This is a genomic window from Pseudomonas viciae, assembly GCF_004786035.1.
GTDB lineage: Bacteria > Pseudomonadota > Gammaproteobacteria > Pseudomonadales > Pseudomonadaceae > Aquipseudomonas > Aquipseudomonas viciae.
Map to the genome: position 1 here is coordinate 4,149,998 of NZ_CP035088.1, position 26,111 is coordinate 4,176,108.

Consider the following 26,111-nt stretch of genomic DNA (forward strand, 5'->3'; position numbering starts at 1 on the left):
CTGCCCTCCTGCCCTGCCACCCAGCGAATACCCGACGTTCATCAGGCGTCCAGCCAGACTTGCTCGGAGAACATGTAGCCCATGAAACCGCCCAGCGGATTGGTGCCATAGCCTTTGACGCGCTGGTCGACGCCGTCGATGTTGCTGATGAACACCGGAATGCCGATACCGCTGTGGTCATGCACCAGGGTTTGCATGTCGGCGTACATCTTGCCGCGCTTGGCCTCGTCGGTTTCACCTCGGGCCTGGATCAACAGCTGGTCGAACTGTTCATTTTTCCAGCCGGACTCGTTCCATGGCGCCGTGGACTGGAAGAACTGCGAAAACAGCATGTCGGCGTTGGGCCGTGGGTTGATGTTGCCAAAGCTCACTGGATGCTTGGCCCAGTGATTGGACCAGTAGCCATCGCTCGGCAAACGGTTGACGTTGAGCTTGAGCCCGGCCTCCTTGGCCGATTGCTGCAGCAATACGGCGACGTCCACCGAACCGGTGGCGGCCGGCGAGCACATCACCGGCATGGTGATGTTTTCCATACCGGCCTTCTTCAGCAGGAAGCGCGCCTTTTCCGGATCGTAGGTCCGTTGCGGCAGATCGGCATTGTAGAAACGTGCGCCGGGTGCGATCGGATGGTCGTTGCCGACCCTGGCGAAGCCACGGAAAATCGCCGACTTGACTTGCTCCCGGTCCAGCAGCAGCTTCATGGCCTCGGTGAATTCCGGGCTTTTGCCGGGCATCTGGTCCTGGCGAATGATCAGGTCGGTGTAGTTACCCGACGGTGAATCCACGACACGGTGGGTGCTGCTGTCCTTGATGCGCGTGGTCGAACGCGGGTTGACCTCGTTGATGATCTGCACATCGCCGGAGAGCAGCGCATTGACCCGTGACGGTTCGTCGGCGATGCCGATGAACTCGATCTCGTCCAGGTAAGGCAAGCCCGGTTTCCAGTAGTTGGTGTTGCGCGCGCCGATGGAACGCACCCCTGGTTTGAATTCCTTGACCTTGAACGGACCGGTACCGATGCCCTGGCTGAAATCGCTGGTGCCTTCGGGCACGATCAACAGGTGGGAAACCGCCAGAATCGATGGCAGCTCGGCGTTCGGGCCGCTCAACGTTATCTGCACTTCATGGGTGCCGTTGGCCTTGACCTCGGCAAACTGCGACGCCAGCGGCAGGACTTTGGAGCCGGTAATCGGGTCCTTGTGCCGCAGCAGGGAAAACACCACGTCAGCGGCGGTCAGTCCCTTGCCGTTGTGGAAGGTCACTTCTTTGCGCAGGGTAATCACCCAAAGCGTGGCATCGGTGGTGTCGATGCGTTCAGCCAGCTCCAGTTGCGGCACCATGTGATTGTCGAAGCGGGTCAAGCCGTTGTAGAACATGTAGTGGCGCACATAGTCCGTGGACGACGAGCCTTTGGCCGGGTCCAGGGTATCGGCGGTGGAACTGGAGATGCCCGCCACCCGAATACGCCCGCCGGGCTTGCCTTTGCCAGGGCTCGCGGTGTCATCGGCCAGCAGTTTTCCGGCGGTGCCGAACAGGCTGCCGGCACCGGCGGCGGCCACGCCTGCCAACCCGAGCATTTGCAATGCATGGCGGCGAGACATGCCGCGGTTGAGCCCTTCGAAAACACGCAGACTTTCTGTACCGGTGATCAACTGGTCTTTGATGCCGTTTTTATTGTCACTCATGTCAGTTCTACCTTTCGGAAAATGATAGGGCCCGATTGCGCACGATTAACGCAACGTGTTGAAACGCCAAACAACACCATATAAATCAGTGTAGGTAGTCCTGCAGGCGGTAATACGCGCCTACCAGCGGCAGGAACCAGGGTTTGCCGAAATGTCCGGGGATGGCCGGCCAATCGAGCTCGCGCCAAGGGTTGGCCTCGACCTTGCCGTTCATGACCTCAGCCATGACCTGCCCCATGTGCACCGACATCTGCACTCCGTGGCCGCTGTAGCCCATGGAGTGATAAACCCCTCCATGCTGGCCGGCCCGGGGTAAACGGTCGGATGTCATGTCCACCAAACCGCCCCAGCAATAGTCGATCCGGGTGTTCGCCAACTGCGGGAACATCTGCACCATCGCCGCTTGCAGCACCTTGCCGCTCTTGGCGTCGGAAACGCTGTCGGACATGGCAAACCGCGCCCGACCGCCAAACAGCAGACGGTTGTCCGGCGTCAGGCGAAAATAGTTACCGATCATGCGGCTGGTGACATAAGAGCGGCGTGCCGGCAGCAAGCTGTCGATCAGCGCCTGGGGCAGCACTTCGGTGGCGACTACAAAACTGCCCACCGGCACGATCCGCCGCCGATACCAGCCCAGGCCACCTTGCTGAGACGCGCCGGTCGCCAGCAGGATCTGCTTGGCGTGCAACGCGCCTTTGCTGGTGTTGACTTGATAGCCGCCGGCGCGGGCCTTCCAGTCCCTCACCTCGACGCCTTGAAAGATCAACGCACCGTGACGGGCCGCCGCCTCGGCCAGGCCGACACCGAAGCGCCCGACATGCATCTGCACGCCATTGCGCTGCAGCAGGCCGCCGTGGAACTGGGCCGAGTTGACTTCCGCACGCGTCTCTTGGGCAGAGAGCAACTCGACCTCGGCATCGACCTCCTTGCGAATCAATTCACAGGTGCGCGCCAGTCCCTCGTAGTGCATGGGTTTGGCGGCGAGTTTGAGTTTGCCGTTACGCTTGAGATCGCAGGCAATCCCCTCCTGCTCCACCAGCGAGACCACGCTCTGCACGGCACTTTCATAGGCCTGGTAATACGCACGCGCCTTGTCTGCGCCAAGACTGGCGGTGAGCGCCGCGTAATCCTGGGCCACGCCGGTACTGCAATGCCCACCGTTGCGCCCCGACGCCTCGCCAATCACCCGACCGGCTTCCAGCACCGCCACACTCGCCCCCTTCAAGGCCAGGGCCCGGGCCGCCGCCAGGCCGGTGAAGCCGCCACCGACGATGGCGACATCGACCTGCCCGGGCAACCCGCCGAGCTGGGCACCGGTGAAGGCCGGTGCGGTATCGAGCCAATAGGACTCACTGCCCATGTCTAACCCCTTTCACCTTGAAGAGTGCGCTCAACTCAGAGCCCGACCAAACCGGCCAAACCGCCGATGTCCGGGATCTGGTGGTAGCCGTACACGGCATTGGCTGGTTGTTCGTGACCACGGGCCACGAAGGCTTTGTTCTTGATTTTCATGTCGTGGGCCGGCATGAGGTCGTAGCGGAAGCTCGACGATACATGCAGCACATCCTCCGGCCCGCAGCCGAGGTTATCGAGCATGAATTCGAAGGCCGCCAGACGCGGCTTGTAGGCCTGGGCCTGCTGGGCCGTGAAGACCTTATGGAAAGGCGCGCCGAGCTTGTCGACGTTGGACATGATCTGCTCGTCCATCGCGTTGGAAAAAATCACCAGGGGAATCTTGTCGGCAATTTTCGACAGACCCGCCGGCACATCGGCGTGGGGGCCCCAGCTTGGAACGGCGTCGTAATAGAGCTGTCCTTCGCCCCGGTACTCGACACCCCAACGCTTGCAGACCCGCATCAGGGAGGTCTTGATGATTTCATCATAGGGCCGCCAGTCACCCATCACCTGATCCAGGCGATAAGCGGAGAAATCCTTGACGAACTGGTCCATCTGCCCGGCATCGACACGGTCGGCGAACAGCTCGCGCGTCATGTTGCCCATCTGGAAATTGGTCAACGTGCCGTAGCAGTCGAAGGTGATGTACTTGGGTCGAAGAAAGCTCATGAGTGCGGTCCTGGATTGTTGTTGAAGACATGACGAGGCAAACATTGATGCCGTTCGTGAAGCATCGCTGCAACGCTGCATCACGTTTTCATTACAACACCATGAGACCGTGGATAAATCGTTAAAAATGCCGGCCGCTTGGTACAAACCACCGTTTTGCAGGGTTCGCTCAGCAGACTTTGCGGGATGCTCCAGGCGTGGGCGCTGCACCCGTGTTTCTGTGGGTTTGCGGGCAGTTATGGTGCGCAAACCGGCACCGCAAAGGGCTGTTTGCGGCAGAATCTACGCCTTGGCGTGGACCGCTTCAGCAGCTTTGCTGAATGGGCTGCCGTCATCGCGAGCAAGCTCGCTCCCACAGGGATCTTGGGCGGTCGCATGATTGGTGTTCGCCACAGACCCACTGTGGGAGCGAGCTTGCTCGCGATGGCGGTGGGTGTCGGCAAGAACAGTAGGCCCTGTGCTCAGGCTTTCAGTTCAACCTCAAGAAAGCTCACCAACGCCTGTACCCGCGCACTGCGCAGTTTGCGCGAGGGCACCAGCAGGTTGATCGGGGCGCTATCGAATTGCCAATCGGCGAGCACCCGCACCAAGCGGCCAGCGGCGATGGCTTTGCTGACGTCCCATTGCGAACGCAGCACCAGCCCCAGGCCCTGTTCTGCCCAGCGGCGGGCCACGCTGCCGTCGTTGCTCAATAAAGCCGGTTTGATCCGCAGGGTTTTGCGCCCTTGCTCATTACGCAGATGCCACAGCGTGACATCTTCATCGTTTTCACGAATACAAATGCAGCGGTGCTCGGCGAGTTGCTCAGGCGATGACGGCGTACCGTACTGCTCCAGGTAGGCAGGGCTCGCGCAGAGCCATCGGTGGTTCTGCGTCAGGGGCCGGGCGACCCACAGGCTGTCGCTGAGGGTGCCGATGTGAATCACCGCATCGCTGTCATGGCGATCGGGCCAGGGCGTTTCCCGCAGATCCAGATGCAGGCACAACTGCGGATGCAACCTGGCAAAACGGGCCAGCAGAGGCGCGATGTGTTGTCGCCCATAGCCAAACGGCGCCGCCAACCTGAGGGTTCCGGCCAACTGATCGTCCTGCTGCTTGAACGACTCGGGAAGCGCCTCCAGCTGTTCCAGCAACAGCGCACTCTGCCGGGAAAAACGCTCGCCGTCGGCGGTGAGGCTCAGGCGCCGGGCGTCGCGGTTGGCCAAGGTCAGGCCCAGCAGCGTCTCCAGTTTGCGCAGGCGCATGGACAGCGCCGGCGGCGAGACATTAAGTGCCCTGGCGGCGGCGCTCAACGACTCGGAGCGCGCCAGCGTCACAGCCATGCGCAGGTCTTCGATGGTAATCATTCAGTTCAACTTAATGATTGATGACAAAGCATTGAACCACGACTTCACGATGGCTGAGTAGAGTCGAGCCTGTCTCCAACCACCGAGCCCTGTTCATGCCAGCTTCAATTGCCTCCCTCGACACCCCGGTCGCGCTCATTGATGTGCCGCAAATGCAGCGCAATATCCAACGCATGCAGCAACGCATGGACAACTTGGGTGTGCGCCTGCGGCCCCACATCAAAACCAGTAAATGCCTGCCCGTGGTCCAGGCGCAGATCAAGGCAGGCGCCAGCGGCGTCACGGTTTCCACGTTGAAGGAAGCCGAGCATTGTTTCGCTGAAGGCATCCAGGACATCTTCTACGCCGTCGCCATGGCCCCCGGCAAACTGGCCCAGGCCCTGACGCTCAAGCGCAAGGGATGCCAACTGAGCATCTTGACCGACAGCCTGATCGCAGCCCAAACCATCGTCGACTTTGGCCAGCAACACGACGAGCGTTTCGACGTGTGGATCGAGATCGATTGCGACGGCCATCGTTCCGGCCTGCGGGTCGAGGACGAGTCGCTCGTCGACATCGCGCGGATACTCAGTGAAGGAGGCATGCAACTGTGCGGCGTGATGACCCACGCCGGGTCCAGCTACGAACTCGACACGCCCCAAGCGCTGCAGGCCTTGGCCGAACAGGAACGGCACGTCTGCGTCCGCGCCGCCCAGCGCATCCGTGAAGCCGGGCTGGCCTGCCCGCAGGTCAGCATCGGCTCGACGCCCACGGCATTGTCGGCACTGAGCCTGGAAGGCGTCACCGAAGTTCGCGCAGGTGTCTATGTGTTCTTCGATCTGGTGATGCACAACGTCGGCGTCTGCGTGGCAGACGAGTTGGCCCTCAGTGTATTGACCACCGTGATCGGTCACCAGAAAGACAAGGGCTGGGTCATCACCGATGCCGGCTGGATGGCCATGAGTCGTGACCGGGGTACGCAGCGCCAGCAACGGGACTTCGGCTATGGACAGGTGTGTACCGAAACCGGCGACTGGATCGACGGCGCCCTGCTCTCCAGCGCCAACCAGGAACACGGCATCATCACCCTTTCAAGTATCGGGGACATCGATATCACCGCGCGTTTTCCCATTGGCAGCCGCCTGCGCATCCTGCCCAACCACGCCTGCGCCACCGGTGCGCAATTCCCTGATTACCGCGCCTGCGATGCCTCTGGCGAGGTGCAAACCTGGAGTCGTCTGCATGGCTGGTGAGATCGAGTTGATTCACACAACCCAGGCCGCCGCTGCGGGTGGACATTACGCCCAGGCGCTGTCGCACCAAGGCGTCTTGTACGTGTCCGGACAACTGCCGGTGCGCGCCGATGGCAGCCACAGTGTTGACCAACCGTTCGAGGTCCAAGCCTGCATCGCTCTGGACAACCTGATGGCGATTCTCAGCGCGGCTGGCCGTCGTCCGAGTGACCTGCTGAAGGTGACAGTCTATGTCGCCGGTATCGAACACTGGCCTGCTTTCGACCGGATCTACGCCCGCTATCTGGGCGAACACCGGCCTGCACGCGCGGTGGTGCCCGTCCCGGCGTTGCACCATGGGTACTTGATTGAAATCGAAGCGCTGGCGGGGAGTGAGAGAACATCATGAAGCCACACAAAAGCGACGTACTGATTATCGGTGGCGGGATCATGGGGTCGGCGTCGGCGTTTTTCCTGCGCCAGCGCGGACATTCGGTGACGTTGCTGGAGCGCGACCTGATTGGCCAATACGCCAGCGGGGTGAATTTTGGCAACGTGCGACGCCAAGGGCGCTTCCTCGGCCAGCTGGAACTGTCCAATCGCTCGTACGGCTTGTGGAAACGGCTGCCCGAGTTGATCGGCGACGACTTGGAGTTCATCCCCAGCGGCCATATGCGCGTCTGCTATCGCGAAGATGAAATCGCCGAACTGCAAGCCTACGCCGCCGCCCCCGAGGCCCGTGAACTGGACTTGCAGATCATCACCGGCAAAGCCTTGCACGAGCGCTTCCCGTTCCTCGGCCCGGAGGTCAAGGGTGGCTCCTACGCACCTCACGACGGCCACGCCAACCCGCGCCTGGCGGCACCGGCGTTTGCCCGCGCGGCGACACGGGCCGGGGCCAGCGTCCGCGAGCGAACGGAAGTCGCCGACGTACAAAAGGTGAATGGCGAATTCCACGTGACCACCACCGACGGCCAGCTGTTCGTCGCCGAGCAACTGCTGATCACGGCGGGCGCCTGGGGCGCGAAGCTGTCCGAACAATTCGACGAAGCCGTGCCGTTGGAAGCCAATGGCCCACAAATGTCGGTCACGGAACCGGTGCCCTATGCCTTACCGACGGTGATCGGCGTGTTCACCAAAATAAAGGAAGAGGTGATTTATTTCCGGCAGATACCCCGGGGCAACATCATCATCGGCGGCGGCAACCGCTGCAAACCGGACATGCTCAACCGGCGCGCCTACTTCAAGCCGGAAAGCCTGCTCAACCAGATGCAGCAGATGAGCCGCTTGTTACCTGGAGCCGCGAACCTCAACATCATCCGGGTCTGGAGCGGTATCGAGAGCTATACGCCGGACTCGCTGCCGATCATGGGCCCCAGCGGCAAGGTCAAGGGCTTGTTCTATGCCTTTGGATTCTGTGGGCATGGCTTCCAGCTCGGCCCGGGCGTCGGCGACGTTATGGCCGAGCTGATCAGCACCGGTAGCACCCGCACCTTGATCAGCCCTTTCGATATTCGAAGGTTCACCGACCCGACTGCCCTGGCAATGCCTCAGGCGAGCTTTCCCAGCACCGGCAGACTTGTTTGAAGCCATCCGATCAACGCATGGACGCGCTTTTTCGCCCTGAACCGATGCCGCTACTTTTTTTGCGAAGTTAGCCAGGCAGATACAGCAGATTCTTCTTTGCCAGGCTCGAGAACGGCATATCCCATCAGCGCCGCTTTGTTAGTTTATCGAGAGGAAAAACGGCATCACGATCTGCTGCCGGCAGCGCTATCAACGCTCTATGGGAGCCCGTTGGATGACAACCCAATCTTCAAATAATCCGCCGACGTCCCGGCAGTTTTATATCAATGGTGACTGGCAGCCTCCGGTGTATCCGGCAACGCTGCCCGTGGTCAATCCGGCCAGCGAGGAAGTCATTGCCGAGGTCGCCCGAGGGTCAAGCGAAGACGTTGATCGGGCGGTAGCGGCGGCGCGCGCAGCGTTTCCTGGCTGGTCGGCGACCCCGGTGGATTCGCGGGTATCGATCCTTGGAAAGATCCATGAATTGATCCTTGAGCGCAAAGAGGCATTGGCCCAGGCGCTCTCGCTGGAAATGGGCGCCGCCATCGGTTTCGCCCGAGCCATGCAAGTACCGCTGGCAGCCGAACACGTCCGCGTGGCCCGCGACGTGCTGTCCAGCTATTGTTTCCAGAAAGTCGAAGGCGGCACAGCAATTACCCGCGAACCCATCGGCGTCTGCGGTCTCATCACGCCATGGAACTGGCCGTTGTATCAAATCACCGCCAAAGTCGCCCCGGCGATTGCCGCCGGCTGCACGGTGGTTTTGAAACCGAGCGAACTGTCCCCGCTGAGCGCCCTGCTCTTTGCTCAACTGGTGCACGACGCGGGCCTTCCAGCGGGGGTCTTCAACCTGGTGAATGGCAGCGGTGCCGAGGTCGGCGCGGCCATGGCGGCGCATCCCGACATCGACATGATCTCCATCACCGGCTCGAACCGCGCGGGCGCGCTGGTGGCCCAGGCCGCCGCGCCTACAGTGAAGCGTGTCACCCAGGAATTGGGCGGCAAATCGCCGAACGTGCTTCTGCCCGACGCCGACTTTGCCAAAGCCGTGCCGCCGGGGGTGATGTCGGCGTTCCGCAACGTCGGCCAGTCATGCAGCGCACCGACCCGAATGATCGTACCCAGGAATCGCCTGGCGGAAGTCGAAGCCTTGGCTGCCGCTACCGCCAACGCAATCATCGTCGGCGACCCACAGTCGCAAGCAACCGTCCTCGGCCCCATCGCCAACGAGGCCCAGTTCAATCGGGTGCAAGCCATGATCGAAGTCGGCCTGGGGGAAGGTGCGAAACTGCTGTGCGGCGGGCCAGGACGCGTGCCAGGCTTTGCAAAAGGCTTCTACGCCCGACCGACTGTGTTCTCCCAGGTGGACAGCGCCATGCGCATCGCCCAGGAAGAAATCTTCGGCCCGGTGCTGTGCATCATCCCCTATGACTCGGTGGATGAAGCGGTCGCCATCGCCAACGACACCGTCTACGGTCTGGGTGCTCATGTTCAGGGCCAGGACCTTGAACAGGCGCGCAGCGTTGCCTCGCGTATTCGCTCCGGGCAAGTGCTGTTGAACTACCCGGCGTGGAATCCGATGGCGCCGTTCGGCGGCTACAAGCGCTCAGGCAATGGGCGTGAGTACGGTGTCCATGGGTTTGAGGAATATCTGGAGATCAAGGCGATTGTCGGGTTTGAGTGATTACCCTAGCCTTCGGAGCGCCCGCTACCCTCGCGATCATGCTCGTAGTGTCGGGTGAACGGAAACGCCGGCAGCCAGGACTCACGGCGCACGGTCCAGCTTTCGTAGGTGGGCACCAGTTGGTCAGGCGCGTCCAGCGTCCCGAGGTTCACTTCGATTTCATCGCCGGTGCGGGCGAACACCGATGAGCCACAACGTGGACAGAAAAAGCGCCCGGCGTAGTCCCGTGTTTCACCTTCGATCGTCACCGCATCCTGGGGGAACACGGCAGAAGCGTAGAAGAGCGCCCCGTGATGCTTGCGGCAGTCGAGGCAATGGCAGAGGCCGACCCGGTACGGGCGGCCCGAGGCCTGGAGGCGAACGTTGCCGCACAGGCAACCGCCGGTGAATCGGTCCATGTGAGTCTCCTCCACACACGTAATAAACCGCCCCCATGCCCGCGCAGACGGCCATATCAGTGGTTATGAACATAGCAGCAAACGACCGCCATGAGGTCGCTTCGCCCTGTTCAAGCCCCTTCTTATTTAATAACCGAATAAACCCCCGGCCTGGATAACAAATAAGTCCACTGCGGCGAAAACTTGCCTTGCGCCACACTCATCAGCAATGCCAAATGCGCCAAATAGCCTCGAGCGATGTATGGATGAGCTGAAAAATACGCGTTACAGGCTTCCGACCGTAATGAAAAAACCAGCCCTCCAGTACGTTTAATCTGCTCGATTCTTTCTAGAGCGACCTGCGCCGCTTGAGACGCGGGCAGCGCTAGAGCAAGGTTTACTTCTTTGACGACACTAGACAGTTCGTATTTGGCTGGACAGGCTCCTCTTGATACCGGTAGACCTCAACAGCATTAACTGCTGCCTGAATATCGACCGTATGGATCAACAAAAAATTGGCAACAGCCAAGCTTCGGGTTACACAACCATCATTCATTTCGACACAGAGTTGCACACCTCTGATTGTTTCGTACATTTGAGCGTCAGCAGACAGAAACAGAGACTCCATATACAGTTTATCGTCACCCTCTGGAGCGATATCTTCACGTCTTAAAACCTGCTCTCCTCCGACCAGATCGATAGCCCAGCGTACTTTTTCAGCCTGGACCGAAAACCAGAAAAAAAACACATAAACCAATACTGCCGCGACTCCCAAAAACACCATGACGCCGACTATTCTAGCTCTTGTCATCTCACCACTTCCCTCGACACGGCCCCACTCGGATCCTGCGTTCCCACCGTTACTCAATCACTCCAGACCCAGACCATCAAGCCAAATGACTTATGAGACCTTTTAAGAGCCAGCCCCAAAAATACACATAAGCAATAGAAAAAGACCATGAAAAACAACCGAGCCAATGGATACCCACAACCCTGCCTTCTTCAGAACATTTACCTTGATCAAAACGCCGACAAGTGCCAACGCCCCGCCCAACCAGCCAATTTGCGCAAACGCCAACAAATCAAAAAGAAAATTCACCCAACTCCAGTCTTCAGGCCCACTTGCATAAACCCACACGACATAACAAAAAAGGCTGAGAGGGAGACTAAAGCCCCCTATAAATAACGAAGCGACTTTAGAGGGTTTTATCTTCAGCGCCATTACGCTGAGCAACGGGATCGCCAACAGCAAGCCAAGGTAAATTTCACCAAGCAAGCTCACAAAAACCTTCTTGAGTTCCATCATCAGCGCCTCCATGCATCTTCCTTTCGCCACCCAACAAAAATCAAAAAAACGGAAGTTTCCATCACAGCAAAAAATCAGCTCGGATAGCCGCCATCCAGCGTGATGAGAGGCCGTTTCGTGACAAACAAAACATGGTGAATTTTATTCATGAACAGATTTCTTTTGATGGCGCGAAAACCGCACAAAAAAATCCGCTGTCTCTCGATGACGGCGGCAAACTAAGTGAGTTGCTGAAAGAGGTCAAGCGCTCAAGCACAAACGCTAAAGCCCCACCATCGGCACCGCAATCAGCAATATCGCGGTCCCATGAGTCGCCGTCGACGCCACCACCCCGTAGCGCATACGAACCAGCCCGCACGCCAGGCCTTCAATCAAGGTGAAGAGCAGGATGGGCCAACCGAGCTGGGTGACGCTCAAGGCCAGAAAGGCATGTAGCGCGGAGAATGTCAGGGCGCTAAGCAGTGCGGCTCGTAGGGCGCTGACGTGCTGCTCAAGGAAACCTTGCAGGAACCCCCGAAACAGCACTTCTTCCAACGCATTGGCGCCGTACGCGAGCACCGCCATACCAAGCAACCAGCTCCAGTAGTCTGGAATCGCCGCGACTTCGGCGCCTTGATAAAGCCGCAGTGGCACACCGATCAAACACCCTGCGACGATGCCCACGAGCGCACCGATCAGTCGATTACCCTTGAATAAAACCACCAGTCGCCACAAATCCGGCAACAGGCGAGCGATCAGCGCGACCAGCAGCAGCGACGAACCGCCCAACAGGGCCAGCGCGAACGGGTTGGCCAGAAAGCCGATCTGCAGCTCGCCATTGAGCGACCACATGCGCAACGGCGTCATCACGTCGCGCATCAACACGAACGCCAACACTAAGATCAGGATGCGCAATCCTGTCTGGGTCCTGGGCGTCAAAGCGAACCAGAGGCCGAAGAGCGCGAGGCCCGGCATCAGATACATTGCGTAGTCCAGCAGTACGGTGAATCCTTCGGCGATCATTCGGCTCTTCCCTTGGCCTCAACCGGCGCATGTTGCGCCATCAGTTCCACAACCCACTCGATAAACACCCGCAACTTGGCACTGATATGCCGGTTCGGGGGATAGGCCACATAAAGCGGCATCGGCTCGAGGCGCCAGTCTTCGAACAGCGGCACCAACTCACCTTGCGCTTCATGAGCCTTGGACATGTACTTAGGCAGCCAGAGCACACCCAACCCGGCCAAGCCAGCCGCGAGGTAGGCGTTGCCATCGTCGACGGCCAGTGCATAGCGGCCTTTGATGTGCAGATGCTCGGCGTGGTTGTGCATAGCGTAAGGCACGGCTTTGCCGGTGCGCGCCCAGAGGAAACCGACGACGCGATGCGGGGAATCTTCCAGTTCCAGCGGATGCGCTGGCGTGCCCACGCGCGCCAGGTAGCTCGGTGCGGCAAACACGCCCAGGGCCAGGTCGCCGACGCGTCGGGCGATCAGTGATTGATCCGTCAGCTCGCCGCCACGTACCACGCAATCGACGTTTTCATCGATCATGTCGACGATGCGATCGCTCACGCCCAGGTCGATCTGGATGTCCGGGTAGCGGGCGTAGAATGCCGGTAACGCCGGCACCAGGATCAGGGCGGCCAGCGGGCTCGGTACGTCCACCCGCAAGCGGCCCCTGGGCGACGCTTGCGCGCTGGACAGGCTGGTCTCGGCATCGTCCATGTCGGCCAGCAGCCGGATCACCCGTTCGTAATAGACGGCGCCGTCGGCGGTGACATTGACCTTGCGTGTGGTGCGGTTGAGCAGCTTGACCCGCAGCCGTGCTTCAAGCTGCTGCACCAGTTGGGTCACGGTGGTCTTGCTCATGTGCAGGGTTTCAGCCGCCTTGGTGAAACTGCCCGCCTCCACGACTCGTGCGAACGCTTGCATCGCATCAAAACGATCCATTTCTGCCCCGGGTATCCATCGATTGTTTGGATTTCACAAACAGTGATCGCCAAGGTTGCTCGTTTATCGCCTGGGCACAAGCCCCTAGAGTGTTTTCATCGTTGGATTTGACCCTTGATGGAGGTACCTATGACGCAGCGTGATGTAGTTTTCCCAGCCGGACGCCAGGCGCTTTATGAGCGTAATCGTTATTCGCCGGCTATTCGCTCCAATGGCTTTCTGTTCGTCTCGGGGCAAGTCGGCAGTACCGAAGACGGCTCGCCGGAACCCGATCTGGAAGACCAGGTCCGACTGGCATTCAACAACCTGAAGGCGATTCTCGCCGCTGCCGGCTGCAGCTTTGACGATGTGATCGATGTCACGGTCTTTATTGTCGATCCCGAGTCGATATTCGAGCGGATCTGGAAAGTCGTGCCTGAATTCTGGGGTGACGCACCGCATCCGACGCTGACTGGGGTGGGGGTGACGTGGTTGTATGGTTTTCAGTTTGAAATCAAGGTGATTGCCAAATTGCCTGAGTGATGGGCCACACACAGGATCTGCGGTGACCGTTGGTTAACCCTTCAACGCCGCTTCAATCGCTGCAATATCGATCTTGGCCATTTGCATCATGGCTTCGAACACGCGCTTGGCGGCTGCTCGGTCGGGGCTGGCTATCGCAGTGGTCAGAATGCGCGGAGTGATCTGCCACGACAGGCCCCACTTGTCCTTGCACCAGCCACAGGCGCTCGCCTCGCCGCCGTTGCCGATAATCGCGTCCCACAAGCGGTCCGTTTCGGCCTGGTCATCGGTCGCCACTTGGAATGAAAAGGCTTCGTTGTGCTTGAACATCGGGCCGCCGTTCAGCCCGAGACAAGGAATGCCCATCACCGTGAATTCCACCGTCAACTCATCACCCTGCTTGCCTGCGGGATAGTCGCCAGGGGCGTGATGAACGGCGTGCACCGCACTGTCCGGGAAGGTCGCCGCGTAGAACTGCGCCGCTTCCAGTGCAGTGCCGTCATACCACAGACATATCCTGTTCTTGTTGTTCATCCGGATTCTCCGAGAGAAGGACTGGACGGTGAAGTCTAGCAGCGCTCCGGACAGGTGACAGGGAACGAATCGGGCTTAGGCGCTCACCCGCTCCCCATGTTCGACCATCCAGCGAATCATTCTCGCCAGCGGTACCCGATGTTGATGGATCGCGCACCAGCTGACGTGCTCATGGCGGTACAGTTCGACATAGCGACTGAGCAGCACATGACCGCCCTCCTCGGCCAGCCGCAGTTCAACTTCGCGGCAATGCAACGTCGTTGGGTCAAGCGCCCTCATCCGTCGATGCAAGACCAGCGTCTGGTTACTCATCGGCCATTTCTCCACTCTGGCAATCCGAGACGACGGCGCCCAACTTCCCCTGTGCGACAAAATCGGCGCGCCGCTGTGCCGTCGCATCTCGAAGCGCCGAGTAGTAGTCCGCTTGGGTCTTCAGCTCGTCCGTCAGCGGCAAGGCTTGCGCACGGCCATCGACGATGCCGCCGGCAGTATTGATCGTGCCCAGGGTCTCAACGGTGCTGCTGTTGTCGCCAAACGGATCGACGGCAAAGCTCACCACTTTGCCCGTGGCGTCCCTCAGGTTCGCGGTGCCCAGCAGCGGCAATTCCACAATCGGCCCCGGGGCGATGTTCCAGACGCCGAACGTCTGGCCGAAATCGGCCTCATGCCGCTCGATGCCCAGCTTGCCCGACACATCGATCAACCCGACGATACCGGCGGTGCTGTTGATGACGAAACGGCCCAGGGTAGTGACCGAGCGTTGTGCATTGCCTTGCAGCAGATCGTTGATGAACACCTTGGGCTCACCGAAGTTCGCCACGAAGTTGTGAACGCCGGTCTGGAACACCTCCGGCAGCTTGAGATAACCACGGGCAACGGGGGCCAGCGCGTAGTCATCCACGGTTCGGTTGAACGCGAAAATGCCGCGGTTGATGGGCTCAACAGGATCATGAACGGTGTAGGTCGCACTGTCACAACTGCCCGAAGTGGCAGCAGGCGTGGTGGTGCAACCGCTGGCGAGAGCCGCCAGTGCAATGACTAGAGAGGTACGAGCGCATAACGGCGCGGGTTTGAACGTCGGCATACAAGGTGATCTCGGCAAGGAAAAAAGTGGTGCTACCAACGCCAGTCAAAAGCCGAACCCGTGGCGAGGGAGCTTGCTCCCTCGCCACAGAGGTCGGTGTTGGCTGGCTATTTGACTGACTGACATTGGGCCATCCTGCCCTTGCTTTTTTGCCTGAAGATTTCCAGAACATTGCCCGCCGGCAACTTTATTTCCGGATTGAAATATATGACGCAGCCCGCGGATTGCCCCTAGTATCCGCTCCTGTATTCCTTGCCCTGCGTGCCCACCGTGAGCCATTTATTACTGGTGGACGACGACCTCGAAGTCCTCGCCCTCTTGCGCAAATTCCTCGAAAAACATGGCTACAGCGTGGAAGTGGCCGCCGACGGCGCCGCCCTGTGGCAAGCGGTGGAACGGCGGGTGCCGGACCTGATCATCCTCGACGTCATGCTGCCGGGCGATAGCGGGCTGGTGCTCTGCCAGCGCCTGCGGGCCGAGCACACGGTCGGCATCATCATGCTCACCGCCATGGGCGAGTTGAGTGATCGCGTGGTCGGCCTGGAGCTGGGGGCGGACGATTACCTGACCAAGCCCTTCGACGCACGCGAGCTGTTGGCCCGGGTGCGTGCCGTGCTCAGGCGCACCGGTGAAGCCAAGGGCACGTTGAAGGATTCATCGCGGCCGATCCTGGAGTTCGAAAACTGGCAGTTGGACGTCACCCGCCGCGAATTGCGCTCACCGGAAAAAGTCATGATCCCGCTGTCCACCGGGGAGTTCGAACTGTTGCTGGTATTCGCCGAACACCCACGCCGGGTGCTGACCCGCCAGCAATTGCTGGATTTGGCGCGAGGGGAAACGTTCGAGGCGTTTGACCGAAGCATCGACGTCCAGGTCAGCCGACTGCGGCGCAAGCTGGAGACCGATATCACCGGCGCCTCGATGATCCGCACCGTGCGCAACAGCGGCTACCTGTTCAGCCCTCACGTGGTGAAGCGATGAAACAGCAACGCTCGAACACTCATCGACCACGGGACACGGTGGCGCGCTGGATCGCCCTGACCACCATGGTTGCGATGCTGACGTTGCTGGCCTTGAATGAACTGTTCAGCCTGCTGGCTGGAGCCTGGGCCCGCCCACCGCTGATGGAAACCGGCCTGATGGATAAGGCCGCCGCCATCACCCGCATCATCGAGTCCGTCACGCCCGCGCAACGGCCCGACATGGCTAGGGCCGCCAGTGATCAGGCGTTCAACGCGCAATGGCTACAGCGCCATGAAGAGGCGCGGTTGCCAGTGATTGACGACCCGGCGTTCAGTGAGGGATCAGGGTTCCTGCGCCAGCAACTGGGCAGGCCCGACGCCAGGATTGAAGCCTACGAGCCCAACGATTGGCCAGCCGATCAGCCCAACCCACGCTACGCCGTGGTGATCGAATTGAGCGACCATTCCTGGGTGGTTTTTTCCGTGCCCTCGCGCAGTTGGGGCTTGGAGGAATGGGCGCGCAACCTGATTATCATCGCCCTGATTCTTCTCTCGACGTGCATCGTCGCCCTGATCGCCACACGGCACTTGGCCGCCCCCCTGGAGCGCTTTGCCGAAGGCGCCAGGCGCTTTGGCGTGGATCACAGGGCCCCGCCCATTCCGGTCATCGGCCCCTACGAGATCCGCCAGGCAATCCTCGCCTTCAATGCCATGCAGGCCCAGCTCAAACACTTCCTGCAGGACCGCACGCAAATGCTCGCCGCCATCTCCCATGACCTGCGCGCGCCGTTGACCCGCATGCGCCTGCGCGGGGAATTCATCGAGGATGCCGAGCAACAATCGAAGCTGTTCAGGGACGTGGATGAAATGCAGGCGATGGTCAATTCGGCCCTGGAATTCTTCCGCGACGAAGCACGGCTCGAGCACGCCACGGCGTTCGACCTGACCGAACTGCTGCACACTGTCGTCGACGACTTCAGGGATGCGGGTATCGAGGTGTCCTTCAAGTGCGTCCAGCGGTTGGTCTTCGTAGGCCGGCCCATCGGGATCAAGCGTGCGCTGGTCAACCTGATCGACAACGCGATCAAATACGGCAACGAGCCAGGCGTTGAACTCAGGGCGCTGATAGACCGCGTCGAGATTCGAGTCCTCGACCGCGGGCCCGGCATCGCGCCCCAACTCCATGAGCAGGTGTTCGCGCCCTTCTTTCGCATCGAAGGCTCACGTAACAAGAACACCGGCGGTGTCGGCCTCGGTCTGTCGGCGGCACGGGCGACGGTGCTGGAGCATGGAGGGACGCTGGCCCTCAGGAATCGCCAGGGAGGCGGCCTGGAGGTCAGGGTCTCGCTGCCGCTGGATTGCCCCTGACACGACACGCCGGCAAACAATGTCCTAAACAACCCATGCCTTCCTCGGTAGGATGTCCGACCTTTTGCCCTGGACCCAGCCTGCTGGAATTGCCCTGATGATTCTGATCGTTTACGCCCATCCCTACCCCGACCAATCGCGGGTCAATCAGCAAATGCTCAAGCGGGCATCCAGCCATCCGGACGTGGTAATACGGTCCCTCTACGATCTTTATCCGAACTTCGACATCGACGTCGAGGCCGAACATCGGGCCATCGAACAGGCACAACTGGTCGTCCTCCAACACCCGATGTATTGGTACAGCATGCCGCCGCTTTTGAAATTGTGGATCGATAAAGTGTTCACCCACGGTTGGGCCTACGGAAAAGGCTCCACTGCCCTTAAAGGCAAGCACCTGCTGTGGGCCGTCACCACCGGTGGCCAGCAGAATCATTTCCAGATCGGCGACTACCCAGGTTTTTCGGTGTTGGCCCAACCCCTCCATGCCACGGCCATCTATTGCGGCATGCGCTGGCTGGACCCCGTCGTGGTGCACGGCGCGTATACCGGTGCCTGCGAAAGCCAGCAAGCACAAATCGAACACTATGGCGCCCGCCTGGCTGCCTGGAAGGAAGATTGATATGGAAACCCACAGCCTGATTGAAATGCTCATTTACCTGGGCTCGGCGGCGTTGATCGTGCCGATTGCCGTCCGGTTGGGGCTGGGCCCGGTGCTCGGCTATTTGCTGGCCGGGTGTGTCATCGGCCCATGGGGGTTGAAGCTCATCACCGATGTAAAAGCCATTCTGGAATTCGCCGAAATTGGCGTCGTCCTGATGTTGTTCATCATCGGGCTTGAGCTCGATCCCAAACGGCTCTGGGCCCTGCGCAGGATGGTGTTTGGTGGCGGCGCTCTGCAGATGCTGGCTTGTGGCGCGGCCATTGCGTTGTTCTGCACGGCCCTTGGCCTGAACTGGACAGCAGCGCTGCTGGTAGGCCTGACACTGAGCCTCTCCTCCACGGCGATTGCCATGCAGGCGATGAACGAACGCAACCTGACCGCCACCTCCGTAGGGCGCAGCAGCTTTGCCGTGCTGCTGTTTCAGGACATCGCGGCCATTCCCCTGGTCGCCATGATTCCCCTGTTGTCGGCGCACGGTGATACACCTTCAGGCACAGCCTTGCTGCTGTCGATCGGCAAAATCGTTGCCGCCATCACGGTCGTCGTTTTGTTGGGCCGCTACGTGACCCGGCCACTACTGCGCTTCGCCGCACGCTCAGGCTTGCGCGAGATTTTCAGCGCCGTAGCGCTGTTTCTGGTGTTCGGTTTCGGTTTTCTCCTGGAAGAAGCCGGCCTGTCGATGGCCATGGGCGCGTTCCTCGCCGGGGTGTTGCTGGCCAGTTCCGAATACCGCCATGCCCTGGAAAGCGACATCGAACCGTTCAAAGGCCTGCTGCTGGGCCTGTTTTTCATCGGCGTGGGTATGTCGATCGATTTCGGCACCCTGATCAATGCACCGCTGAAAGTCATGACCCTGACCTTGGGTTTCATCCTGATCAAGCTGCTGGTGATCAAGGCCGTGGGCCGGTTCCTGAACGTCCCAGCCGGCCAGCGCTCCTGGCAGGCGATATTGCTGGGCCAGGGTAGCGAGTTTGCCTTTGTGGTGTTCGGCGCGGCGACGGTCGCGGGGATCTTGAGCGATCAATGGGGCAAAAGCCTGACGCTGGCGGTGGCCCTGTCCATGTGCCTGACGCCCCTGCTCATTCTGCTGCTGGATCGCGTGGAGTCCGCGACCAAAAAAGACCAGCGGGAATCGGACCTCATCGACCAGCAGAATCCACGGGTGATCATCGCCGGGTTCGGTCGTTTCGGGCAGATCGCCGGGCGTCTCCTGATGTCCTGCGGTGTCGAAGTGGTGGTACTGGATCACGACCCCGACAACATCGAGACCCTGCGCAAATTCGGCGTGAAGGTCTTTTATGGCGATGCCACGCGCCTCGATTTGCTGCATGCCGCCGGCGCAGCCCAGGCCGTTGTGCTGATCAATGCGATAGACGACCAGGAAGACAATCTGCTGCTGACCCGGCTGGCTCAAGAGCACTTCCCCACGTTGAAGCTGATCGTGCGGGCGCGGGACATGGGCCACCTCATCACCCTTCGACAGATGGGCGTGGATGCGGCCGAGCGGGAAACCTTTGAAAGCGCATTGTCATTGGGTCGCAGTGCGCTGGTGCACATGGGTGTCGGGCAGTACGAGGCGCGTGAACGAGCTGATCAGTTCCGCCGCCTGAACCTCAATATGCTGGAGGAAATCGTGGCCCAGCCGGACGCTGACCTCAAATTCAGACACGACGCTTATCGGCGCGCCAACGCCTTGTTGACGGACATGTTCAACGAAGATCGGGCGCGTCCGATCAACAGTTGGCCTGAGCATCATCGGACCGAGGTGGATGAAAACCACAGCTAAGCGGCGCGCCCTTCAGCCTGCCACCCGCTCGTCTCCTCGCCGTCAGGATTTTCGAACCAAGCGTCTCGCTACGGCTCGGAGCTACATGACACCGCTGAAAGCGCTCCGACAGTCACAGCTTGAACGGCGGGTGCATTGAGGTTGCTTGCAGTTCACTGCCGGGAGTTTCGCCATGTATGAATGCCTTGTTCAGCAGGTTTCTTCAAAGGATTCCCTGGCGTTTTTCGCCCAGCGAGGCAGCCATGGCGCAGGCTTCAATACCAACGCGGCAAGCGCAGGTTTGTGTGTAACGGCGAACCCGAAACCCCACGCTCAGCAAAGCCTGATCAAGCCAAACATGCAGGTCAGCGCCATCCGTCGTCGCGGCGGGCATCTGGAATGTATCAAGGTGCGCTGGGGCTGGTCGCCGATCTGGTCGGTGGGGACCATGCCACCGATGACTCATCTGCCCCTGCACCTGGTGATGCGCTCCAAGGTTTTTGATCGAATCAAGCGCGAGGGACGGGTCCTGGTCGCGGTGGACGGTTGGTACGAGTCCGCGGAAACGGCCCAGCGCCTGAGCTATACGACCTCCAGGCAGCGGTCGCCGATCTTCCTCGCCGCCCTGGCCCAAGCCAGCGAGACACCCAACGGTTGCGATGGACTGACCCTGGTGACCTATGGCGACATTACCAACAAGCAGCAACGCCTTCTGGCCTTCACTGGTGAGGAGGCACTGCGGTGGTTGAGGCCCGACCTGGATTGGGAGCAGGCGCAACAGATCGCAGCCAGCGCGGCGGTGGCTGAACCGCAACTCGAACGGGTGCTGGCAACCCAACGCAGGGTCCAGGGCGGACACTGAGGTTGGGTATTGCCGAGAATTCAAGGAAATCACGAAAGGCTCGTTGATGGGCGGTAAACTGGCGATCCGGTCGCTGTGGCACGACCGACCCCTTACCCTTTTCGAGCAAGAGACTTCCATGGCAAACCAAGACATCACGTTCATTCCTGACCCGGACGCGGATTCCATCTCTTCCGACGTCGCCGGCTTCGGCGGCCTGCTGGTTTCCACTCAGATTCCAACCCACGCCGACGGCAGCCTGGAACTGGGCGACATCACCCTGCAAAGCGAGTGCACGTTGCAGGCGCTCAAGACCGCGCTGGAAGGCGCCGGCAGCTCCATGGACCGTGTGTTGCACTTGACCATTTACCTCACCGACATGGCTGATCGCGCTGCCTTCAACGAGGTTTACAAGCGTTTCTTCGCCAAGCCGTGGCCGGTTCGCGCCGCAGTCGGCGTGGCGACGCTGGCCGTTGAGGGGATGCGGGTGGAAGTGACTGCGATGGCGGCCAAGGGCTGAAGTCGGCGAGGTTCCCTGTTTGGACCGGGGACATGGTTACCCCTGTGGCGAGGGTAGTCAGACGCACCTCACCCTGATCAAGCGCCAGCCAGCAACCGCGCAAGACAGAGACGTCGAAGGCCTGGCAACTCTGTCTTAGCACCACCGTCCCAATTCCCTCCCCGATCCGCGCCTATACTCCTCTGCCAATCCCTACGGGGCCTGCACTTCCAACAATAAAAAGCAGAGGTGGAACATGGTCTGGCAACAAGTCTACGATCCCTTCGGTAATACGGTGCTTTCGACGCTTCTGGCGGCGGTCCCGGTGGTGGTGATGCTGGCGTCCCTGGCGTTCTTTCGTATCAAGGCGCACCTGGCGGCGCTGCTGGCCCTGGCCTCGGCCTTGCTGATCGCCATCTTCGCCTTCGGCATGCCCGCCGGCATGGCCGGTTCGGCGGCGTTGTATGGGGCGGCCAACGGCTTGCTGCCCATCGGCTGGATCGTGCTCAACATCATTTTCCTGCACCGACTGACCACCGAGAACGGTTCGTTCAAGGTGCTGCAGGACTCCCTCGCGCGTATTACCGACGACCGGCGCCTGCAATTGCTGTTGATCGCTTTCTGCTTTGGCGCGTTCTTCGAGGGCGCAGCCGGCTTCGGTACGCCAGTAGCGGTGACCGGCGCAATCCTGATCGGCCTGGGCTTCTCACCTTTGGCCGCGTCGGGCCTGGCACTGATCGCCAACACCGCACCGGTGGCTTTCGGCGCCCTGGGCACACCGATCATCACTCTGGCCAAAGTCACCGGGCTGGATGAAATGGAGCTGTCGATGATGGTCGGTCGGCAGCTGCCGTTTTTCTCGGTGATCGTACCGTTCTGGTTGATCTGGGCATTTGCCGGGTGGCGCAAAATGCTGGAGATCTGGCCGGCGATCCTGGTGGCCGGCGTGAGCTTCGCCATCCCCCAGTTCCTGGTCTCCAACTACCACGGGCCGATGCTGGTGGATGTGATAGCGGCGCTGATTTCCATGGCCTGCCTCACCGGTTTTCTCAAGCTCTGGAAACCGGCCACAATCCACACGTCTGCGGCGCTATCAGGAAGGGTCGATGATTCGAAAATCGACGTCAGCGAAGATGACACACCGGTAGCCAGCAGCACATTTGCCAGCGACGCGCGACCGGCCGTGCTGCGGGCCTGGATGCCGTGGATCATCCTTACGGTGTTCGTGTTCGCCTGGGGCACCCAGGGCTTCAAGAATCTGTTCGATACTCGCCCGGCGCTGGACCCACAGACGCAATCGGCCAAGCTTGACCCACAAGGCAAGCCGATGCGCGAAGCGAACCCGATCTTCTCACCCCTGCTGACCTTCGGCACCATCCACCAGCAGATCGAAAAAGTCCCGCCCGTGGTGCCCCAGCCTAAAACCGAGGAAGCGGTCTACAAGTTCAACTGGTTCACCGCCACCGGCAGCGGGATCTTCCTGGCCGCCATTCTCGGTGGCTTGCTGATGGGCTACTCCATCCCGCAACTGGCGCACCACTACCTGCGAACGCTATGGGTGGTGCGTTATTCGCTGATCACTATTGTGGCGATGCTGGCCCTGGGGTTTCTCACGCGCTACTCCGGGCTGGACGCGACCATGGGCCTGGCCTTCGCCGCGACAGGCATTTTCTACCCGATGTTCGGCACCCTATTGGGCTGGCTCGGCGTGGCGCTGACCGGCTCGGACACTGCGTCCAACGTGTTGTTCGGAGGCTTGCAACGGGTGACGGCGGAGCAGTTGGGGATCAGTCCGGTGTTGATGGCGGCGGCGAACAGTTCCGGCGGGGTCATGGGCAAGATGGTCGACGCCCAGTCGATTGTGGTCGCCTCCACCGCGACTCGCTGGTACGGCCATGAAGGGGAAATCCTGCGCTATGTGTTTTTCCACTCAGTGGTGCTGGCGATTCTGGTGGGCGGGCTGGTGACGTTGCAGGCGTATGTGGCGCCGTTCAGTCATATGGTGGTGGGAGGACGTTGATCGAGTGCGTCCTGTAGGAACTGCCGAAGGCTGCGATCTTTTGATCTTGATCGTTCACTTGAAACTCAAGTGAACTCGGAAAGATCGCAGCCTCGCTTCGCTCGACAGCTCCTACGAGGCACGGCTCAAGCAGGGACAGCTGGGTTTTTACTGAACGCTTTTCAGCTTGACCACATCACCAGACACCGAGGTGGTGTAACCGGTCAGGACCCAGGCCCAGAACCAGTTTTCCTGCACTTGGGTGTTGATCATGGCGTCGCCGCCCTTGGCCTTGATCGCCGCGGTCTGGGCGCGCACGAAACGGTTGTTCTGCCGGATCGGGATCACGCCGAACAGCAGCAGGCCGGTGGCCTTGGCTTCACTGTGGCCGACAACGGTGTATTGGCTGGCGTCGTACTGCTGGGTTTTCATCGGGGTGCCGGTGCAACCCGCCAGGGCCAGGCCGAACAGTGCGCAGGCAACAACTTTGCTGATGTGGTTCATTGAATACTCCATGAGAAAACGCCCGGGATCCATCTCTCGGGCGGCGCGTACTCTAACCGATCAACGTCAAATTGACATTATCCTCGCGCCATCAGAAAAACCGTCTGAGAGGCTCAACACAGAGCCACTCGTCAGTTGCCGCTGTAGCCAAACGGACCCTCGTCGATAACATGAACACTGTGCCACAGAAGGTAATCCTGCCCATTCCGGCTGATGAGTAATGGCCGGTTCTGTTGGAGCATTTGATCATGATTGACCTGACTGTCTGGAACATTACCCTGCCCGTGCAAACGCCAGCGCAAGTCGTGGCGACCAAAGCCATGCCGACCCTGAAAAACAAGTATTTCGACAGTAACGGCCAGCGGATCGTCTTCTGGGCGCCGGTCACTGGCTCCCATACCGGCAAAAGCGAATACCCGCGCTCCGAACTGCGGGAAACCAGCAAGGACGGAAAACTGCGCAATTGGCGCTACAACAGCGGCATCAATACCCTCAAGGGCACCCTGGCCGTAAACCAGGTGCCTTCCGAAGGCCGCGTAGTCGTGGCGCAGATCCACGCCAAGGACGCCCCCACGCCGTTGTTGAAGCTGGTGTACCGCTACGCCAAGGGCACCGGCAATATCGACGTGGAGTATCGGGTCAAACCCAAGGACAAGAAAAGCCCGGTGATCTACACCGTGCCAAACGTGCCGTTGAACAAAACCTTCTCCTACTCGCTGCAAATGGACAAGCAAGGCAAGCTCTCGGTGTTGATCAACAATGTGGGCAAACAGGTGAAGCTCGACCCGTCCTGGTACGCCTACAACTTCTATTTCAAGGCCGGCGTCTACACCCTGGACAACGTTGGGTATGCCTCCGAAGGCGGGAAAGTGACCTACACCAAACTGGACGTCAGCCACAAATGACTGGCGCCCAGCCCTGCCTTTGCCTCAGGCCTTGGACGACGCGGCAACCACCTGTCGGCCGCTGAAGGTCAACAGGAAGCAGACGAACACCACCAGTGCGAAACCGGCGGGAAACAGCCAGATGTTTTTCCAGTCATGACCGCCGGCCACGGCAAAATGATCGGTCACCTGCCCCGCTACCCAGAAGCCGATCAGCATCCCGACGCCATAGGTCGCCAGGGTGATCAGCCCCTGGGCCGAGCTGCGAAAGCGCTCCGGCGCCTTGGCATCGGTGTAGATCTGCCCCGAGACAAAAAAGAAGTCGTAGCAGATGCCATGCAGGGCAATCCCCGTGAACAGCATGAACGCCAGGTCGCCGTTATTGCCGTAGGCGAACAACAGATAACGCAACGCCCACGCCAACATGCCCACCAACAGCGCCAGCTTGATGCCGAAGCGCTGGATGAACAGCGGCAACAGCAGCATGAACAACACTTCTGAGACTTGCCCGATGGCCATCTTCGCCGTCGGGTTGGTCATGCCGGTTTCAGCCAGGAACGGGTTGGCATTCTGGTAATAGAACGCCAAGGGAATGCAGATCAGGATCGAGGCGATAAAAAACACCAGGTAGCTGCGGTCCTTCAACAACCCCAACGCATCCAGCCCCAGCAACTGCTTGACGCCGCCATCGCTGGCCTGCGCCTTGAGCGGTGCCGTGGCCGGCAGCGTGAAGCTGTAGAGCCCCAGGACCAGGGACGCGATGGCCGCCATCAGGAAGGTATTGCGCAAGCCGCCCGTTGAGATCGCTTCGCGCGAATCCCAGGCAAATACAAAGCTGATCACCACGCCCGCGACGATCCAGCCGAGGGTGCCCCACACCCGAATGCGCGAGAACTCCAGTGCCGGGTCGCGCATCTGCCGGAACGCCACGGAATTGACCAGCGCCAGCGTCGGCATGTAGACCACCATGTACGCCAGCACGTACGGGTAGAACACGCTGAAGTCCGCCGCCGAGTACAGCTGGTACAGCAACACCGCGCCCAACAGGTGCAACACCGCGAGGATGCGCTCGGCATTGAAATAGCGGTCGGCGATCAGGCCGATCACGAACGGCGCAATGATCGCTCCCCACGACTGCGTGGAAAACGCCATGCCGATCTGCCCACCACTGGCGCCCAGCGTGCTGGACAGAAAGGTGCCGAGGGTGACGAACCAGCCCCCCCAGATAAAGAACTGCAGGAACATCATCACGCTCAAGCGTGCGTTCATTGTGGTCATGACAGTCACCGTTTTATTGTTGTTCTTGTGAAAAATGAAATTTTGCAGGGCTTCTCTGTGGCGA

Annotated in this window: 27 protein-coding genes; 13 read left to right on the forward strand and 14 right to left on the reverse strand. The window is 60.2% G+C overall.

The window, feature by feature from the left end; genetic code table 11:
• Positions 1-41 precede the first annotated feature (41 nt).
• The 4 genes from EPZ47_RS17860 to EPZ47_RS17875 form a co-directional block, all read right to left on the reverse strand.
• Positions 42-1,685: an ABC transporter substrate-binding protein gene (locus EPZ47_RS17860; RefSeq protein ID WP_135846024.1), complete on the reverse strand. Its 1,644-nt coding sequence runs from the start codon at positions 1,683-1,685 to the stop codon at positions 42-44.
• A gap of 85 nt (positions 1,686-1,770) precedes the next feature.
• Complete coding sequence (locus tag EPZ47_RS17865) at positions 1,771-3,045, reverse strand: NAD(P)/FAD-dependent oxidoreductase (protein ID WP_135846025.1); 1,275 nt, start codon at positions 3,043-3,045, stop codon at positions 1,771-1,773.
• Between the two features lie 35 nt (positions 3,046-3,080).
• Positions 3,081-3,749, reverse strand: a complete 669-nt coding sequence (locus EPZ47_RS17870) for a haloacid dehalogenase type II (RefSeq protein ID WP_135846026.1) — start codon at positions 3,747-3,749, stop codon at positions 3,081-3,083.
• 461 nt (positions 3,750-4,210) lie between these two features.
• Positions 4,211-5,095 (reverse strand): LysR family transcriptional regulator, encoded by an 885-nt coding sequence (locus EPZ47_RS17875; RefSeq protein WP_135846027.1) that lies wholly within the window; start codon positions 5,093-5,095, stop codon positions 4,211-4,213.
• A gap of 95 nt (positions 5,096-5,190) precedes the next feature.
• Between EPZ47_RS17875 and EPZ47_RS17880 the strand changes: the two genes are divergently transcribed.
• From EPZ47_RS17880 to EPZ47_RS17895, 4 genes are all read left to right on the forward strand, one after another.
• On the forward strand, positions 5,191-6,327 hold the full coding sequence (locus tag EPZ47_RS17880; RefSeq protein ID WP_135846028.1) for a DSD1 family PLP-dependent enzyme: 1,137 nt from the start codon (positions 5,191-5,193) through the stop codon (positions 6,325-6,327).
• The gene (locus EPZ47_RS17885) at positions 6,317-6,715 is read left to right on the forward strand and encodes a RidA family protein (protein WP_135846029.1); all 399 of its coding nucleotides are present in this window, start codon (positions 6,317-6,319) and stop codon (positions 6,713-6,715) included. Before EPZ47_RS17880 ends, EPZ47_RS17885 begins: the two co-directional genes overlap by 11 nt.
• Entirely contained in the window at positions 6,712-7,893 is a 1,182-nt protein-coding gene (locus EPZ47_RS17890; protein WP_135846030.1) for an NAD(P)/FAD-dependent oxidoreductase, read from the forward strand. Before EPZ47_RS17885 ends, EPZ47_RS17890 begins: the two co-directional genes overlap by 4 nt.
• Before the next feature lie 214 nt (positions 7,894-8,107).
• Entirely contained in the window at positions 8,108-9,556 is a 1,449-nt protein-coding gene (locus EPZ47_RS17895) for an aldehyde dehydrogenase family protein (protein WP_135846031.1), read from the forward strand.
• A gap of 5 nt (positions 9,557-9,561) precedes the next feature.
• Here the strand turns inward: EPZ47_RS17895 and EPZ47_RS17900 are convergent, their stop codons facing one another.
• The 5 genes from EPZ47_RS17900 to EPZ47_RS17920 form a co-directional block, all read right to left on the reverse strand.
• The gene (locus EPZ47_RS17900) at positions 9,562-9,954 is read right to left on the reverse strand and encodes a GFA family protein (protein WP_135846032.1); all 393 of its coding nucleotides are present in this window, start codon (positions 9,952-9,954) and stop codon (positions 9,562-9,564) included.
• A gap of 376 nt (positions 9,955-10,330) precedes the next feature.
• Positions 10,331-10,744 carry a hypothetical protein gene (locus tag EPZ47_RS17905; protein WP_135846033.1) on the reverse strand — a complete coding sequence of 138 codons (414 nt, stop codon included), beginning with the start codon at positions 10,742-10,744 and terminating at the stop codon, positions 10,331-10,333.
• Positions 10,745-10,846: 102 nt separating this feature from the next.
• Complete coding sequence (locus tag EPZ47_RS17910) at positions 10,847-11,251, reverse strand: hypothetical protein (protein WP_135846034.1); 405 nt, start codon at positions 11,249-11,251, stop codon at positions 10,847-10,849.
• Positions 11,252-11,500: 249 nt separating this feature from the next.
• Complete coding sequence (locus tag EPZ47_RS17915; RefSeq protein ID WP_135846035.1) at positions 11,501-12,241, reverse strand: CPBP family glutamic-type intramembrane protease; 741 nt, start codon at positions 12,239-12,241, stop codon at positions 11,501-11,503.
• A complete protein-coding gene (locus EPZ47_RS17920) occupies positions 12,238-13,167 on the reverse strand; it encodes a LysR family transcriptional regulator (protein WP_135846036.1) in 930 nt (309 codons plus the stop codon). Before EPZ47_RS17920 ends, EPZ47_RS17915 begins: the two co-directional genes overlap by 4 nt.
• Before the next feature lie 129 nt (positions 13,168-13,296).
• Between EPZ47_RS17920 and EPZ47_RS17925 the strand changes: the two genes are divergently transcribed.
• Positions 13,297-13,689: a RidA family protein gene (locus EPZ47_RS17925; RefSeq protein WP_135846037.1), complete on the forward strand. Its 393-nt coding sequence runs from the start codon at positions 13,297-13,299 to the stop codon at positions 13,687-13,689.
• A 33-nt stretch (positions 13,690-13,722) separates the two neighbouring features.
• Here the strand turns inward: EPZ47_RS17925 and EPZ47_RS17930 are convergent, their stop codons facing one another.
• From EPZ47_RS17930 to EPZ47_RS17940, 3 genes are all read right to left on the reverse strand, one after another.
• Positions 13,723-14,202, reverse strand: a complete 480-nt coding sequence (locus EPZ47_RS17930) for a VOC family protein (protein WP_135846038.1) — start codon at positions 14,200-14,202, stop codon at positions 13,723-13,725.
• Positions 14,203-14,277: 75 nt separating this feature from the next.
• Complete coding sequence (locus EPZ47_RS17935; protein ID WP_135846039.1) at positions 14,278-14,514, reverse strand: hypothetical protein; 237 nt, start codon at positions 14,512-14,514, stop codon at positions 14,278-14,280.
• Positions 14,507-15,286: an MlaA family lipoprotein gene (locus EPZ47_RS17940; RefSeq protein ID WP_135846040.1), complete on the reverse strand. Its 780-nt coding sequence runs from the start codon at positions 15,284-15,286 to the stop codon at positions 14,507-14,509. The genes EPZ47_RS17935 and EPZ47_RS17940 overlap by 8 nt, the downstream gene beginning before the upstream one ends.
• A gap of 270 nt (positions 15,287-15,556) precedes the next feature.
• Between EPZ47_RS17940 and EPZ47_RS17945 the strand changes: the two genes are divergently transcribed.
• The 7 genes from EPZ47_RS17945 to EPZ47_RS17975 all read left to right on the forward strand — a co-directional run bounded on the left by EPZ47_RS17945 (position 15,557) and on the right by EPZ47_RS17975 (position 23,402).
• Positions 15,557-16,267 carry a response regulator gene (locus tag EPZ47_RS17945; protein WP_135846041.1) on the forward strand — a complete coding sequence of 237 codons (711 nt, stop codon included), beginning with the start codon at positions 15,557-15,559 and terminating at the stop codon, positions 16,265-16,267.
• Entirely contained in the window at positions 16,264-17,616 is a 1,353-nt protein-coding gene (locus EPZ47_RS17950) for a sensor histidine kinase (protein ID WP_135846042.1), read from the forward strand. Before EPZ47_RS17945 ends, EPZ47_RS17950 begins: the two co-directional genes overlap by 4 nt.
• A gap of 97 nt (positions 17,617-17,713) precedes the next feature.
• Positions 17,714-18,235: a glutathione-regulated potassium-efflux system oxidoreductase KefF gene (kefF, locus tag EPZ47_RS17955; protein ID WP_135846043.1), complete on the forward strand. Its 522-nt coding sequence runs from the start codon at positions 17,714-17,716 to the stop codon at positions 18,233-18,235.
• Between the two features lies 1 nt (position 18,236).
• Entirely contained in the window at positions 18,237-20,063 is a 1,827-nt protein-coding gene (kefC, locus tag EPZ47_RS17960; protein WP_135846044.1) for a glutathione-regulated potassium-efflux system protein KefC, read from the forward strand.
• A 172-nt stretch (positions 20,064-20,235) separates the two neighbouring features.
• A complete protein-coding gene (locus EPZ47_RS17965) occupies positions 20,236-20,904 on the forward strand; it encodes an SOS response-associated peptidase family protein (RefSeq protein ID WP_135846045.1) in 669 nt (222 codons plus the stop codon).
• A gap of 118 nt (positions 20,905-21,022) precedes the next feature.
• The gene (locus EPZ47_RS17970) at positions 21,023-21,403 is read left to right on the forward strand and encodes a RidA family protein (protein ID WP_135846046.1); all 381 of its coding nucleotides are present in this window, start codon (positions 21,023-21,025) and stop codon (positions 21,401-21,403) included.
• Between the two features lie 235 nt (positions 21,404-21,638).
• Positions 21,639-23,402 carry an L-lactate permease gene (locus EPZ47_RS17975; protein WP_135846047.1) on the forward strand — a complete coding sequence of 588 codons (1,764 nt, stop codon included), beginning with the start codon at positions 21,639-21,641 and terminating at the stop codon, positions 23,400-23,402.
• Between the two features lie 147 nt (positions 23,403-23,549).
• Here EPZ47_RS17975 and EPZ47_RS17980 read toward each other — a convergent pair whose 3' ends face one another.
• Positions 23,550-23,885, reverse strand: coding sequence for a hypothetical protein (locus EPZ47_RS17980; RefSeq protein WP_135846048.1), 336 nt, complete (start codon positions 23,883-23,885; stop codon positions 23,550-23,552).
• Between the two features lie 248 nt (positions 23,886-24,133).
• Here EPZ47_RS17980 and EPZ47_RS17985 point away from each other — a divergent pair, with 248 nt between their 5' ends.
• On the forward strand, positions 24,134-24,790 hold the full coding sequence (locus EPZ47_RS17985; protein WP_135846049.1) for a polysaccharide lyase family 7 protein: 657 nt from the start codon (positions 24,134-24,136) through the stop codon (positions 24,788-24,790).
• A 24-nt stretch (positions 24,791-24,814) separates the two neighbouring features.
• Here EPZ47_RS17985 and EPZ47_RS17990 read toward each other — a convergent pair whose 3' ends face one another.
• Complete coding sequence (locus EPZ47_RS17990; protein ID WP_135846050.1) at positions 24,815-26,047, reverse strand: nucleoside permease; 1,233 nt, start codon at positions 26,045-26,047, stop codon at positions 24,815-24,817.
• Positions 26,048-26,111: the final 64 nt, after the last annotated feature.

Bases quoted from the DNA above. Each gene is read 5' to 3' on its own strand.
- EPZ47_RS17865 (WP_135846025.1), bottom strand. From the start codon at position 3,045: ATGGGCAGTGAGTCCTATTGGCTCGATACCGCACCGGCCTTCACCGGT.
- EPZ47_RS17905 (WP_135846033.1), bottom strand. From the start codon at position 10,744: ATGACAAGAGCTAGAATAGTCGGCGTCATGGTGTTTTTGGGAGTCGCG.
- kefF (WP_135846043.1), top strand. From the start codon at position 17,714: ATGATTCTGATCGTTTACGCCCATCCCTACCCCGACCAATCGCGGGTC.
- EPZ47_RS17985 (WP_135846049.1), top strand. From the start codon at position 24,134: ATGATTGACCTGACTGTCTGGAACATTACCCTGCCCGTGCAAACGCCA.
- EPZ47_RS17895 (WP_135846031.1), top strand. From the start codon at position 8,108: ATGACAACCCAATCTTCAAATAATCCGCCGACGTCCCGGCAGTTTTAT.
- EPZ47_RS17915 (WP_135846035.1), bottom strand. From the start codon at position 12,241: ATGATCGCCGAAGGATTCACCGTACTGCTGGACTACGCAATGTATCTG.
- EPZ47_RS17990 (WP_135846050.1), bottom strand. From the start codon at position 26,047: ATGACCACAATGAACGCACGCTTGAGCGTGATGATGTTCCTGCAGTTC.
- EPZ47_RS17900 (WP_135846032.1), bottom strand. From the start codon at position 9,954: ATGGACCGATTCACCGGCGGTTGCCTGTGCGGCAACGTTCGCCTCCAG.
- EPZ47_RS17890 (WP_135846030.1), top strand. From the start codon at position 6,712: ATGAAGCCACACAAAAGCGACGTACTGATTATCGGTGGCGGGATCATG.
- EPZ47_RS17870 (WP_135846026.1), bottom strand. From the start codon at position 3,749: ATGAGCTTTCTTCGACCCAAGTACATCACCTTCGACTGCTACGGCACG.
- EPZ47_RS17860 (WP_135846024.1), bottom strand. From the start codon at position 1,685: ATGAGTGACAATAAAAACGGCATCAAAGACCAGTTGATCACCGGTACA.
- EPZ47_RS17970 (WP_135846046.1), top strand. From the start codon at position 21,023: ATGGCAAACCAAGACATCACGTTCATTCCTGACCCGGACGCGGATTCC.
- EPZ47_RS17910 (WP_135846034.1), bottom strand. From the start codon at position 11,251: ATGGAGGCGCTGATGATGGAACTCAAGAAGGTTTTTGTGAGCTTGCTT.
- kefC (WP_135846044.1), top strand. From the start codon at position 18,237: ATGGAAACCCACAGCCTGATTGAAATGCTCATTTACCTGGGCTCGGCG.
- EPZ47_RS17875 (WP_135846027.1), bottom strand. From the start codon at position 5,095: ATGATTACCATCGAAGACCTGCGCATGGCTGTGACGCTGGCGCGCTCC.
- EPZ47_RS17925 (WP_135846037.1), top strand. From the start codon at position 13,297: ATGACGCAGCGTGATGTAGTTTTCCCAGCCGGACGCCAGGCGCTTTAT.
- EPZ47_RS17940 (WP_135846040.1), bottom strand. From the start codon at position 15,286: ATGCCGACGTTCAAACCCGCGCCGTTATGCGCTCGTACCTCTCTAGTC.
- EPZ47_RS17920 (WP_135846036.1), bottom strand. From the start codon at position 13,167: ATGGATCGTTTTGATGCGATGCAAGCGTTCGCACGAGTCGTGGAGGCG.
- EPZ47_RS17975 (WP_135846047.1), top strand. From the start codon at position 21,639: ATGGTCTGGCAACAAGTCTACGATCCCTTCGGTAATACGGTGCTTTCG.
- EPZ47_RS17965 (WP_135846045.1), top strand. From the start codon at position 20,236: ATGTATGAATGCCTTGTTCAGCAGGTTTCTTCAAAGGATTCCCTGGCG.
- EPZ47_RS17980 (WP_135846048.1), bottom strand. From the start codon at position 23,885: ATGAACCACATCAGCAAAGTTGTTGCCTGCGCACTGTTCGGCCTGGCC.
- EPZ47_RS17880 (WP_135846028.1), top strand. From the start codon at position 5,191: ATGCCAGCTTCAATTGCCTCCCTCGACACCCCGGTCGCGCTCATTGAT.
- EPZ47_RS17930 (WP_135846038.1), bottom strand. From the start codon at position 14,202: ATGAACAACAAGAACAGGATATGTCTGTGGTATGACGGCACTGCACTG.
- EPZ47_RS17935 (WP_135846039.1), bottom strand. From the start codon at position 14,514: ATGAGTAACCAGACGCTGGTCTTGCATCGACGGATGAGGGCGCTTGAC.
- EPZ47_RS17950 (WP_135846042.1), top strand. From the start codon at position 16,264: ATGAAACAGCAACGCTCGAACACTCATCGACCACGGGACACGGTGGCG.
- EPZ47_RS17885 (WP_135846029.1), top strand. From the start codon at position 6,317: ATGGCTGGTGAGATCGAGTTGATTCACACAACCCAGGCCGCCGCTGCG.